Here is a 12,567-nt window from a genome sequence, read left to right on the forward strand (position 1 = left end):
CTTGTCTGCCGACGGTCATCTTCGGCTAAACAACGCAGGGTAGGGGTCGGATAACATTGCGTCCGGCATAGGTTTTCTCAAGAAGACCTCCCAGCCAGATCGGTTCAAGTGGATTTCCCTGTCGAAGTCCCCTTGCGTACATCGATCCATTTTGTCTTCGACTTCATATTTTCGCTCGATGAAGGAGCCGACCTGATCTTCGTCGAAGCTGTCCTTGAGATAGGGATAATTTATTTCCAAGGCGCTCGTGTCGGGACCCTGCTGCTGCAAGAGGCTGTTCACCTTCCCAAAGAGACGATCGACGCGGCCCACACGCTGCTCGTTATCGCCCGGTGTCCATGCGATACCGTAATGATGAACTTTTCTGCATTGCAGGTGCAGATTTACCCCCTCCTGGAAAACCGAAGTTGCCATCAGTGTGTTCGGATAAAAGGGGCTGTTGAAGCCGAGGATCAGGTGTTGCCGGTGGCTGGATTCGCCGCTTGCATACCACGCCGGGCTGGAAAGTGTTGTGAGTGTTCGCCACCCCTTGTTCCAAGCGTCGACTTCGTGATCGATGATCTTCGTGCAGAGCTGCTCGAAGGTTGCGATGGCTGAAGTAAAGTATTTCAGCAACAGGGAATCTGGAATTTGCAGGTCTGCAAATTCCAAGAATTTCCGGTAGCGCCGCTGGACATTGGCGTGCTTTTCCTCGTCGGCAAGACGCCGCTCGAAGGTCACATACCAGCCATAGAGTTCGACGATAACGGGGCTGGCGAAGAGAAATCCGGCTTTGATGTAGTTGGCAAAGTTTTCGGCAATGCGCGGCTGAGCGGTTGCCCAATCAACAAGTCTATCCCGCTGTGGCGCGGGCAGGTGATCGAATACCCGACCCCAGATCGTTTCGATCGGCGCATCGTATTCGCGCTGATCTCCGTCGTGAGGGCGCAATGCATCCAACGCGTCTCGGGGAAACTCGGGCCGTGTCTCCATTCGTTGCATCTGTGCAGCCTTGGCAAAATCCATGCGCTGCTTGCCCCCCTGCACGAAGTGGTAGTGCCAATGATAGGCACCTGATTGATAGTCAGAGGCGGGTTCCAGGAGCATCGAGAAGATGCCGGTTGTTTTGCGCAGATTGAGGCTGAAGCGGGAGCAGTCTGTCGGTGGTGCAGGCGGTCTGCCATCAGCCGCCTTCTTTGTCACAAACAGGTCTGCAACCCTAGAGCGAAGATAGTCGTGTTCGTCGACACTTTCGCTCTCGCCTTCGATCTCGTCCATCTGGTCGTCGTCGCTATCGATGTCGCGGCGATTGCTTGCACCTGTGATTTCGTTGAACACCTCACGCGACCAATTGCTTTTCTGCCATCGAAGACGAGCTTCTTCATCCCAGCCGTGGGTGTCCGCAATGTGCTTTGCGAGCAATTCGTCGTAACGCTCATTGATGCGCTTCGTGAGCTCTCGGACCGACGGGATACGGCGCACAAAGACGAGGTGCTTATCTTCATGCAGGCAGCGATCTGTGGTCATTTCGAACAGTTCTGATGGCGTACAGAGATTGACGATGCCATCGTATTTGGGGTGATCGGGAGCCGAGCCGAAAAGGCCGCGAAAATCGCCGCTCATGTCTTGCAGGAGCTGTGTGTCCGCAGCAGCCCTGAAGTCCTTCGAGCGCTCGTCATCCGATCCTTCGTTCTCGCTCTGCGCGTCACGGGCCAGATCACGATGGCCTGCGGATTCGAAACCTTCTAGATAACCATAGAGAGCCCGCCTCTTTTCATCCGCCACACCGCAGTCTTCGATCAGGCGCTTCTGGTAGAGCGCAAAAAACATCTCATCCTGAGGGTTGTCTCCAAATCTGCACGGAGTTGCGATTTCCCGGCGGTATTGGTGCTTTGTATAGCTAGTGCCCTGACCCTCCATGCGCCGAAACCGGCGAAGCGCGTAGGTGCCCATCAGCTCATCGACTTCCTTCCCTTCAAGTGAGACCTGGTCGACAAAGTAGGACAGGATGTTCGCCACATCACCAAGGCGAGTATGGCTCGGCGTTGCCGTCAGGAGTAAGGTGCGCCGAGCAATTTGACTCTCAGGCTTGCCGAAAAATTCTTCGGCGGCAGCGACGCGCTGCGATCCACCGCGGCGATTGCGGAAATAATGCGCCTCATCGACGACCATCAGATCGAACCCAGTCCCGCCTGTCGCGGCCAGAATTCGTTGCTGGAGCTTTCTGGCTACCTTCCCCGCAGCTCGAGCCTTGTCGTTGGATGCGTCGGCGCTATCGAGAAGGCCGCTGAGGGCATGGATTGTTGTGATGTAAAATTGGGCCGGCGCGTCATCTTTGGACCGCTGTTCAATTGCCTCGGTCAATTCCGGTAGGCGATAGTGGACTCCGATAGGCGGCACGGGTTTTCCGTCCATCTTGCTCTTAACGAAGCCATCGGCCTTTACGTAGAGGTCTCGAGTAAAGGACGAGAACTCACGTTGCCAATGCGCGCATATGTCGCGGTTTGGCGCGATCACCAGAATCTTTGCGTCGGGCTTCTTTCGCCACAGAAGTGCTGCTACGCCCAGTGCTTCAAAGGTTTTGCCCATGCCGACTTCATCGGCCAGGAGCGCAACCGGACTTCTTGAAAGCACGTTCCACAAATGAGCGACGCCTTCGGTCTGAAGCGCGGCCATTCCTGTCGGTTGGTCAGGCGCATAAGTCCATTCCCCGCTGACCCCGCCGAAGTTGATCCACTTCGCGACCTCCATTGGTTTCAAGCGTCGCCAGAACTCACTCATATGCTGCCTGCGCCCTTACCAGTGTGACATATTCTGCGGAGACCCCGTTCGGGGATTTGGGCACCGACATTGCTATGCTGTTCCATCGTGATTTGGGCGCCGGGGTATAGTTTGGCTCGCGACGTTTGTAGCCGTGAAGTAGCTTGCGGCGCCGGTCTTGAGCCAAGGCGCAAACGGTCGCGACTTCATTCGCGAGGAACCAATTGAACACTGAGCGATCCTCGGTTTGGATGGTTTCGCCGGCCTTTTCGACCAATTCGAGTAGACATCCAGGCGCTACGAAGACCTGCTTTTCCAACTGCTCCAGTTTGTCCACTGCAGAATACCGTTCGCGATAATCATGCATGGCTTTGAAAAGACGGAAATAGCTAATCGAACTGTGCTCGGAAATTTCTCGTTGGAGTAGCTCCCAGCCCAAGTCCGGTTGAGCGGGAGTGTCGTCAGGAAAGCTGTCGCTGTCGTCAGGACCTCGAAGGGGAAGGTCAGTAAGCGATCCCGGGTCATCCCCAAGCAACAAGGCTTCCAGGAGATCACTCAAGTTGTTGAAGATCTGAGCCCTGCGGGACTTCAGGTTGGTTTCACCGACGATGCCGCGATGAACCTCTTTCCCGTCGTGGTGCACACGAAAGATCCGATCTCTAAGCAGCACGCTATCATTCACACGGATTTGCGCCGGTTGCACGGGCTCACCGCTGCGGGCCCACTTCAATCGCAAAAGCGCATCTACACCGGGCAGTCGGACAGAGAATCCCTCGCGTCCTCCATTTCCCATCCACGCACCCGAAAACGTGTAGACTTGTGCATGCCAATCGAAGGTCACGTGCAGATCAAAGGGTGGCAGATCGGCGGGATTAAGTGCTTCCTCGGCCAAGAGCTCATCCGACGCGCAATCCCCATCGCTCAGCGCCAGTGCTTTGCCATGCATCAGCCGGCAGTCATTCGCATCTTCGATGATGATGCCTGCTTCAATGTTGTTGTCTTGGCTCCATTTTCCCCAGTCGTCGCAAAGGCTGTTGGAGCCGGGGGCAGTGAAGTTCCACGAGCCAACAGCCAATGCCTTGCCGACCTTCCAGATCTTCGCATGACATAAATCAGTTCTGTGGTCGCGTTCGACTGGAATATCATAGAACGTCAGTTGCCCGCGCGCGATCAACTGCCCTAGTTCCTCGCTCCATTGAGTTCTGAGGAATTTGTTCTGGATCCGATCAGCCACCAAATGGACACGCAGGTCACTGATCGCCGTCGAAGTTTGCAGCTTGCCGATAAAGTTTGCGAGGTTACGAGGCAGATATGGCGACCAGACGACGATGTCTGATGCCGCCGATCCGTCGAATAGTTGCGCTACGAAAGATTGGCTCTGGAGGCTATGGACAAATCGCCATTTTTCCTCGGTCTTGGCAAACTTTCGGCGCTCGGGGAGTTTGCCGCCACCGTCATGAATGTCGCTGGCATCCCAAAGCCGGTCGAAAAACCTGCGGATTTCTCGATAGTTATTTAGGCTTTCAACCTCACGGAATACGAATGCTTCCAGATTTCGGCCCCAGCCGGACAGCGTTAGATTGGCGCTACCTGCGCCGATGATGCGCCGACCTTTGTTGTCCTCAAGGTAGATGACTTTGGGATGAAAAAGACTGCGTTCGCCGAACCGCTCCGACAAGCGGTCGGGACGGACTGGGTGTATGGGAACGCATGTCCTCTTGATGCGGTTGGTGTCGATGAACCGCGGATCGCAAAAGACTCTGACATCAATGCCTTGATCCGTAAGTTCTTGCTGTAACTGCTCGAACTCGATCCGGCTTCGTGGAGGCTCGGCACCTACCACCGCAGGCAGGACAAATGTCTCGAGAAACTCGATGTCCAAGTTGAAAGTGGTGAACCATGCTCGGCGCAAGGGACCCATGCCGGTCACCTTACGCTTCAATTCCTGCAGGAGCTTCATACGACCGCCCCACGCAGGCCGTTCACGAAGCTGCTGAACTGGGGGAGATAATAGCTGTTGAGCCATGAACCCGGCGCACGGCTGTCAGGCTCGGGCAGAAAGACAGTTCGCGCGTGAACATTGATGGCGCCGCCGCTGCTGACATTAAGCCATGAAACCTGACCGCGGGATTGCATCACTGAGCCATGGTAATTCGCCATTTCGCGAATTTGATCGTCGAGACTGTTCGCGTTTGCAGCTTTCAAAAGCTGCTTGAGACGCTTTGCCCCCTCCGTGCCCTTAATGGCTGGCAGATCCGCATAGTCAGAAACCGCAGACGATACGCCTGGCAATCGCGTTGCGTCCCTGCCGAAGTTTGCCCACGCGTTCGCTACGTCAGCGGTTGATTGGGTTCGCCGAGATGCCATGAGAGTGAAAAGCAGCGAGCAATCCGCCAAGAACGGCTCCAAGTGCACAATATGCTCGAGCTTGGCCTTTTCTTCGGGCGCTAGATCATACGAAAGTGCCTGCTCGATTGCCCCCTGCGGCGAGAGATCGTCTGTTTTTTCGAGAACATCGAAAATTGCGCCGGCCGCACCTTGATTGAGCTCTGTCTGTAAAAGCCAAAAGTCCTTTGCGTAACTTCCGACTGCCTGAGGTGAGGCAAATGCTCGAGCGTATGCTCGGGTCAAATCTGCTGGGACATCGGCAAATGGAAGTTTCCCGCCTTGGATCGGTTGGGAGACGCATTCCTTGAGAAAGTCGTATGCCTTGCGTGCAACCTTGCTGAGCAAGCTCTTCGGTTGGCCGATTATGAGCCGTTCGGCATCAGCCCACCGACTTTGAAATGCTGGTTTGTGATAGTGATAATTGCCATCGAAGAAGCCCATTTCCATTAACGGAGTCTTGTAACGACCACTGACCCCGAGCCCGAGCTGCCGGACCAGGATTTGTCCGGCAGATTCATGAGTGAAGATGAGTGCGGGAGGGCGATCTTCATTCCCCCAAAGTCGCCGCGCGTTGGAGATCCCAAGTATTCCTGTCGATTCTACATCTTGCGATTTCTCATGACGCAGGATCGAGAAGACGAAAACATTTTCGAGGAAAAGCAGGCACGCCTGCTTGAAATTCAGACTGTCCTTGCTCTGATATCGCCGCGCCAGCGCGTGACTGAGACGAGCGCCGTCACCGTCATCTTCAACCAGCTTTTTCACCAAGTAGTGGTTGAACAGATTTAGCGTAAAATTTCGAACATCGTTCGAGATGGAGTTTATCCTGTTGCGAAATACCTGCCTGCCGAATGCTGACCAGATAATAAGTGTGCCGACTGGATCAATGTATGAATCAGACGATAGCGTGTCATCATATTGTGTAAGAACTTTTTCCAGAAGATGCGCCATTATTCCTCGTCACTTGCAATTTTGAGGTTTTAGAAGATTTCTGTTAGAAAACTTTTCGAGAAATCAATTTCGTCAGATGTAATAAAAATGATAGAATTTTTTTCGATGGCAGTGATGTAGGATTAGGAAGGTTCTTGCGCCAATTTACAAAAACAGTTTGTTTTATACTTTTACGTAGGCCTTGGGGTCGCATCAGATGACACAGTCTGTCACCTAGACGTAGTCCTTTGAAATGTAGGGCTGCGTCGCTCCCTGCCGCGGCTCTATATCCGGAACCTGCGAAGGCAATTTGAGCTCGAGGAGTTCGGGGATGTCTCGGGTCAGACCGTAGGCAAGGAGCAGTCGCGATGGATCGGCAACACCGGTGATGCTGAAAGCTGGTGGTTCCGGCCGCATGATCGGGAGCGATCCCAAAATCTTGGGATCATTCTTGTCTTCAATAAAGGTACTGTGCAGCGTGCTCGCGCATCCTCCTCCGGTCGTAATGAGCTGCACTTCGCGCGAGCGAAGTACGGGGCTGAAGCCATTGCTTCCGCGCGATGGACGACAGGCATCGCCAAAAACGGAATTGAACTGGCGATCACAGGCCCAGCGGAAATCCTCATTGGTTATGTTTTCCGCAAGAGCGGCTTCGAGCGCTGCGGCTCCTAGAAGTTCGACGCCTGCACTGATCACGGCGTTGCGCTCTCGGCGAACGTGATTGAAGGCCACGATGTCGACGGTTGATGCGCCGACGTCGATCAGGACGTGTGCGCCATCGAGCGAGGTCGGCTCGGAAGTGTATCCGGCAATGGCAGCGGTCAGTTCGGGAATGAGTTCCCATCCTGCAGGCAGGCTGCCGCTCGACGATTGGTGCGTCTTGCGGACATCGGCGAGCGCCAGCTGCTCAGCAAATGGGACAAGCTCGCGCGCAGCGGAGACGATGTGCCTGAAGGATTTGAAAGCCCTTTCGTCGTCATGCGCCGCAACCGGAATGCCGATATTGATCGACAGAAAGCGCTCGCCTCCCGACGCGAGCGGGCGTGTCTCTGCGTACCAGCCAAAGAAATGGGCCATCTGAAGTGCAATATAGGCAATGGCAGCTTCTGCGCGCGTGACCGGAAGGTCATTATGCACACGCGCTCCCCCATGTCCGCCGATAATGCCGGTCTTGAACCCTTCGAGCACTGCCATCCCGGATTGTGGGAAAAGTGAAAAGGTCTCGCTTTCAGGATCAAACCAGAGCGCGGTCTGCCATAGGAGGCTGTGACTGCCCGACCGCAGTTCGTCAGGTACCGACAGGAACGCGATGTTGGGTCCGACCTTGTAGGGTTGCCGCACAGCGAGCTTCAGAGAGCTCGTTCCGAAATCGAAGCCGACGATGAAGCCGTTGTCGAGATCGGGTTCCGGGTGGGCTGCAAAGTCGGCGGCGCCGCGCGTGATGCGCGCTTCGATCTGCTGGGCGGTATGCGCCGATATGGCCTTCGGCCTTGGCTCGATGGAAGGTGAGCGGGAGCCGACGATCTCGCGAATGCGCTTGAAGGCTTTCCTGTGTGCTTCAGCCGGATCCAGGGCGGGTTCCGACGCGGGCGTCTTATCGCCCTCTCGTGCGTTCTGCTCCTCTTCTTTGAGCTGGCGAAGAAGCGCCTTGGCACCAGGAAACTTAAGGATCGTCTTGATCCCGCCGGCCTTGCCGCGCTTCTTCTTTCCCTTAGCCTTCGCTTGGCCGTTGTTCTGCGCAGCTCGCTGCTTCTTGCGATTGCGCTCTTCAGTTTTGGCCTTCCTGCGCAGGGCCTGCTCGATGTCGGCAAAGCCGTTCGCTTCGCTCTTGGCGGCACTCGTGGTGGCAGTCTTAGGCTCCGGGGATGCAGGCTTGGCTTCCTTGCCTTGATCGGCAAAAGCCTTCTTCAGCATGTCGGCGGCATCGCTGAGGGACTGAAAACCGCGCTTTTTGTTGCTCATTTGCCATCTCCAACGATCTCGACGACGGCAATGCCGACTAGGGAGTGAGCGGGGAAATGCAGGGTTCGCTTGGATACCTCGGCGAGCTTCAGGTCCATCCGGGCTAGGAATTTGTCGAGCTTGGCTTTGACGGCGTAGGACAGGTTCATGCGCCGATCGCTCCCGGAAAGCCGGTGATCGTGGATCTGCTCTTCGGCGCGCCGCGTCTCACGCTCCTTATGCTCATGGATCAGCGCCAGCTGGGTATCGACAAGGTCGAAATGGCGGGCGGCTTCCGCGTCTTCGAAGTCGGTTCGGCGGCTGTTAAGCGATGGCAGGATGGTGGACTCCACCAGAGCAACGGTGGCGGCTTGTTCCCCATCGCCCAGAGGCCTTAGCTCGGGCTCCTCGATCAGAGCTTCCATCAGAATTTGCTCCGCCATGTCCTCGGGAAGGATCGCTCCGCCCTCCAGGCTCGCGCCGACAAAGGCGAGCCGGTCGATGGGGATGATGCCTTCCATCGACCACTTCTCGATGCAGATGGCGTAGCGCCCTGGTGCAACCTCCCACTCGGGACGGTCGGGCGTGCGAATGGCTGTGACAGGACGGGGTGTAATGCCCGATTGCCGCTCTTCGATCAGCCCTGCACAAAAGCGGGCGAGTGGATGCGTCATGGGAATGGCTTCGATGGCGCGAAACTTCACCGGATCAGGGTTGCTGCCAAAGACGGACTTGACGCCTGTATTCCCTTCGCGCGCAAATCGGGTCGGATAGCGCCGCGCCTGCGACGTGCGATATAGGGAGAACTGCGCCTGCGCGGTGGGCGATAGCCTGATCTCGTAAGCTTCGATATCGGTCTCGCTGGTCGGCTGGACGCGGGAGCCCTCGAAGAGATTGACGAGCGCGGTGGCAACGTAATCCTTGAGATCATCACCCGTCAGTCGCCTGAAGGGAGCCTGGGCGTCATTGATGCGCTGGAGGATGCTGTCGCCGTGAGCGACGAGCCCTGGGGCTTCGCGCTCGAGTTCTTCGGCCTGCGCTTTGCGCTCGGCGGCAGCGAGGATTGATTGGTCGAGCCTCGCGTCGCGCTGCTCCTGCGTAAGCTCGGGATCAGTAAGAACAAGCTCGATGTCACGGATGATCTCACCGAGGATGGGTTCGAAATCGCCGAGCGTCTGCTGGATGATGCCAAGCCGCAGATAAAGGCGGTCGTAGACATGCTGCTCGATCGTATCCTCGGCGATCAGATTGATGATGTCGATCGATGGCGACTGCTGGCCAATGCGGTCGATACGGCCAATACGCTGTTCGACCTTCATCGGGTTCCAGGGCAGATCCCAATTGAAGAGTATGCGGCAGAACTGAAGGTCGAGGCCTTCGCCCCCGACCTCGGAGGTCAACAGGATCGTGCCGCTGGGAGATTCGGCGAAGCGGGCAATGGTTTCCTGGCGGTCGGCCTTGATACCGCCGTGCAGCTCCATGACTGAATAACCGGCATCGCCGAGACGCTTGGCGAGATAGTCGATGGTCTTGCGGAAGCTCGAGAAGATAATGATCCGTTCGTCGGGATCGCGTTCGCGGATGGTCTTGAGCCAGCCAGTCAGTCGGTCGATTTTCGAATCCTGACGTTCGAGCTCGGCGAGCACCAACGGATCGTCGCAAATCTCGCCGAGTGTGGCGATGAGCGGCCCTGGCATCTTATTGCGGCTGGCATCGTCCTCTTCCTCGTCGAGCTCGAGGAAACCGCTGCGCCCGCCCCAGTGGCGGTAGGCTGTAGCAAGGCTCGAGGCGAGCAGGCGCTGGGTCTGGGCAAGGAGGAAACGCTCGTTGATGTCGTGCGCATAGGCATAGGCTTCAATCTGCTGGGTGGCCAAATCGTAGAAGTCGCGCTCGGCCTTGGACATCTCCCACGCGGCGGTCTGTGGTTTGCGCAGCACTTTGAATTCGGCAACGTCGCGGCGGCGGGTGCGATTGATGATCGAGCCCAGGAGCGACATCTCTTCAATCCGCGCGGCAAGGCGCACGCGGTTTGAAGGCGTATCTTCCATCCCCTTGGTAAGTTCGGCGCGCAGGCGTTCCAGCCGTTTGCCGGTCTTGAGTACCTGGCCCTCGGGGAGGTCGGCAATGATCTCAGCGATTTCGCTCAGAGGCACACGGCGGTCGCGGGCTGCTTCCCAAGCCTTGATGAGCGGCGCGTTCTCGTCCTGTAGAACGTCGAAGAGCCACTCGCGCTCGAAGGTATCAGGATCGATCAGCTTCAGAAGTGCGCGCAGATCATTGGCGCGAAGATTGATCGGCGTGGCTGAAAGGAAGAGCGAATAGTCCGATACATTGGAGATCAGTTGCCCGAGGCGGTGGTTGGTCGTGTCGGTGTTGCGCAGATGGTGGGCTTCATCGATGATCGTAAGATCGAAGAGGTCGTCTTCGGCATCTGCGAGGAAGGTTGCCAGATCGGCGCGCGCACCCTTGGCCGGCTCGTTGGGGTCGTTCCATTTCCTCGGTGGACGCAGTGAAGACAGCGAAGCGATGGCGGTGAAGCCCTCGCGGCGAACCTGATCATCCTTGAGAATCTCAAGCAGCTCTGCCGCGTTGCAGACGGGCGCGTTAACATTGAACTTGTTGCGCAGCTCGTCGCGCCATTTCTGAACCAGGGCCTTGGGGCAGATAACGAGCAGGCGGCGGCTGTCGAAGCGTGCGACAAGCTCGGTCCAGATCAGACCTGCTTCGATGGTCTTACCGAGGCCAACTTCGTCGGCAATCAGGAGACCGCGCGACGGCGAGTTTAATAGCTTTAGGACTGGTTTAAACTGGTAGGCGTGAAATTCGGTATTGGTCGCCCCCATACTGTAGATCATGTCGGCCAGCCGCCCGGTCATGCGCAGATGGGTAAGCGCTCGCCTGAGATCGGCAGGAGCGGAAAGCTTGCCGGACTTGAGATCGGCCAGGGCGTCAGGCGCTGCGATCACTGCCTCGAGCTGGTTGACGGGACAGGCGGTGCGGCCTGAGGGAAGCTCGATTTCAATAAAGCGGCGACCGGCACGCTCAAAGTCGCGCTCGCCTGTGACCACTCCAATGACCGACGGATCGTCCTTGAACCGAACCCGGTCGCCTGCTGCAAACATGAAGCCCCCAAACTCCGCCCTTTGCGGGGTGCAATGTGTTGTAAGTAATTGTGAATTGGTCAAGACGATACTGCCGCAGTGTCAGAATTTGAGCCGCTGCAGGCGGTGCGCTGCAGTAATCACAGTGCCATCGTCTCCGACGACCAAATAGGCGTCGAGCGCCTTTTCGAGGCGGCAGAACGTGCGTTGGCCAAGTGCGGCCCTGGCACGGGAGCGAGCCTGCTTGTCGAGAAAGTAGATGTCGGCGCCATGATGGCGGCGCGTGTTGCCGTAGGCGAGCAGGGCATCAACGGCTTCTCCCGGAATGCCGCGCTGCTGAAGGCGGGTCTGAGCGTGAGCGGTGTACATCGATTCGGTCCTTTCCTTGTTTGGTCCATTCGATGTAGCCAGTGGGGGCGACAGAATCGGTCATGGGGGTAATGCATGTCCTTTGGAAAGGCAGTCGATCTGCTGCGGCTGGCGATGATGGCGACGGGCAGTCGGGGCGTCTGCCTGTCGGAGATCGAGCAGGAATTTGCTGTGGTGCGCAGGACGGCGCAGCGCATGACTGCGGCGCTGGAAGAGGTCTTTCCGGCCACGGAGCGCGAGATCGACGAGGCTGGCAGGCCGCGCTGGCGCGTTCCGGCGCGCGCGATTGCTCAGCTGCTCTCGCCAAGCGCGGACGAACTGGTTGCGCTCACCTCAGGGGTTACCCAGCTCGAGCGCGCAGGGATGGGTCCAGAAGCACGGAATCTGGCATCGCTAGAGCGCAAGGTGCGCGCCCTTCTGCCGTCTGGAAGCGGATCGCGGCTGGCAGTGGATGAAGAGACGCTGCTTGAGGCGATGGGGTATGCGGCCCGACCTGGACCGGGTCCTGCTTCGCTCGAGGAAGTGGATCGCGCGATCAGTCTGGCCCTGAAAGGTCCGTTTCTGCTTAGGATCGCCTATCAGTCGCGGGGTGATGCAGCTCCGAGCGAACGACTGATCGAACCCCTGGGAATTCTTTTGGGAGCACGGCGCTATCTGGTGGCGGTGGATACGGCCAAGCGCGACGGGCGCAATCGTCATTACCGTGTCGAAGACATCGTTTCGGCTGAAGTGACCGACACTTCCTTCAAATACCCGCTTGACTTTCAGATTCGCGAGTATGCCCAGAGGGCGTTTGGATCTTATCATTTCGATCCCGAATATGGCGAGGTTGTCTGGAAGTTCGCGCCGCGAGCTGTCGATCGGGCGCAGCGTTTCCAATTTCATCCTTCGCAGCGCACTGAGCTTCTTAAAGATGGTTCGCTGATCGTGACATTCGATGCTTCAGGCCATCTGGAGATGGCGTGGCATCTTTATGCCTGGGGCGACGCGGTCGAAGTCTTGGAGCCTAAATCGCTCAGGGACATGGTCCACCCTTTCAGAAGGGGCGATTTCCCTGCCCTCCCGTAGATCGCCGCGGGGGCAAGATCAGTCTGGGGAC

7 protein-coding genes are annotated in these 12,567 nt (G+C 57.2%); 1 reads left to right on the forward strand and 6 read right to left on the reverse strand.

Annotated elements, in window-relative coordinates; all coding sequences use genetic code 11:
- Positions 1–15: 15 nt before the first annotated feature.
- The 6 genes from AC13F2_RS11510 to AC13F2_RS11535 all read right to left on the reverse strand — a co-directional run bounded on the left by AC13F2_RS11510 (position 16) and on the right by AC13F2_RS11535 (position 11,468).
- Positions 16–2,760, reverse strand: coding sequence for a DEAD/DEAH box helicase family protein (locus AC13F2_RS11510; RefSeq protein ID WP_230279148.1), 2,745 nt, complete (start codon positions 2,758–2,760; stop codon positions 16–18).
- Positions 2,753–4,699, reverse strand: a complete 1,947-nt coding sequence (locus AC13F2_RS11515) for a phospholipase D-like domain-containing protein (RefSeq protein WP_230279147.1) — start codon at positions 4,697–4,699, stop codon at positions 2,753–2,755. The genes AC13F2_RS11510 and AC13F2_RS11515 overlap by 8 nt, the downstream gene beginning before the upstream one ends.
- Positions 4,696–6,078 (reverse strand): hypothetical protein, encoded by a 1,383-nt coding sequence (locus tag AC13F2_RS11520; protein ID WP_230279146.1) that lies wholly within the window; start codon positions 6,076–6,078, stop codon positions 4,696–4,698. The genes AC13F2_RS11515 and AC13F2_RS11520 overlap by 4 nt, the downstream gene beginning before the upstream one ends.
- Positions 6,079–6,291: 213 nt before the next feature.
- A complete protein-coding gene (locus AC13F2_RS11525) occupies positions 6,292–8,019 on the reverse strand; it encodes a hypothetical protein (RefSeq protein ID WP_230279145.1) in 1,728 nt (575 codons plus the stop codon).
- On the reverse strand, positions 8,016–11,120 hold the full coding sequence (locus tag AC13F2_RS11530) for an SNF2-related protein (protein WP_230279144.1): 3,105 nt from the start codon (positions 11,118–11,120) through the stop codon (positions 8,016–8,018). The genes AC13F2_RS11525 and AC13F2_RS11530 overlap by 4 nt, the downstream gene beginning before the upstream one ends.
- Before the next feature lie 81 nt (positions 11,121–11,201).
- Positions 11,202–11,468, reverse strand: coding sequence for a DUF4258 domain-containing protein (locus AC13F2_RS11535; protein WP_230279143.1), 267 nt, complete (start codon positions 11,466–11,468; stop codon positions 11,202–11,204).
- Between the two features lie 75 nt (positions 11,469–11,543).
- Here AC13F2_RS11535 and AC13F2_RS11540 point away from each other — a divergent pair, with 75 nt between their 5' ends.
- Positions 11,544–12,536, forward strand: a complete 993-nt coding sequence (locus AC13F2_RS11540) for a helix-turn-helix transcriptional regulator (protein WP_482965289.1) — start codon at positions 11,544–11,546, stop codon at positions 12,534–12,536.
- The last annotated feature ends 31 nt before the right edge of the window (positions 12,537–12,567 follow it).

Source organism: Qipengyuania sp. L-5Y (assembly GCF_056859455.1).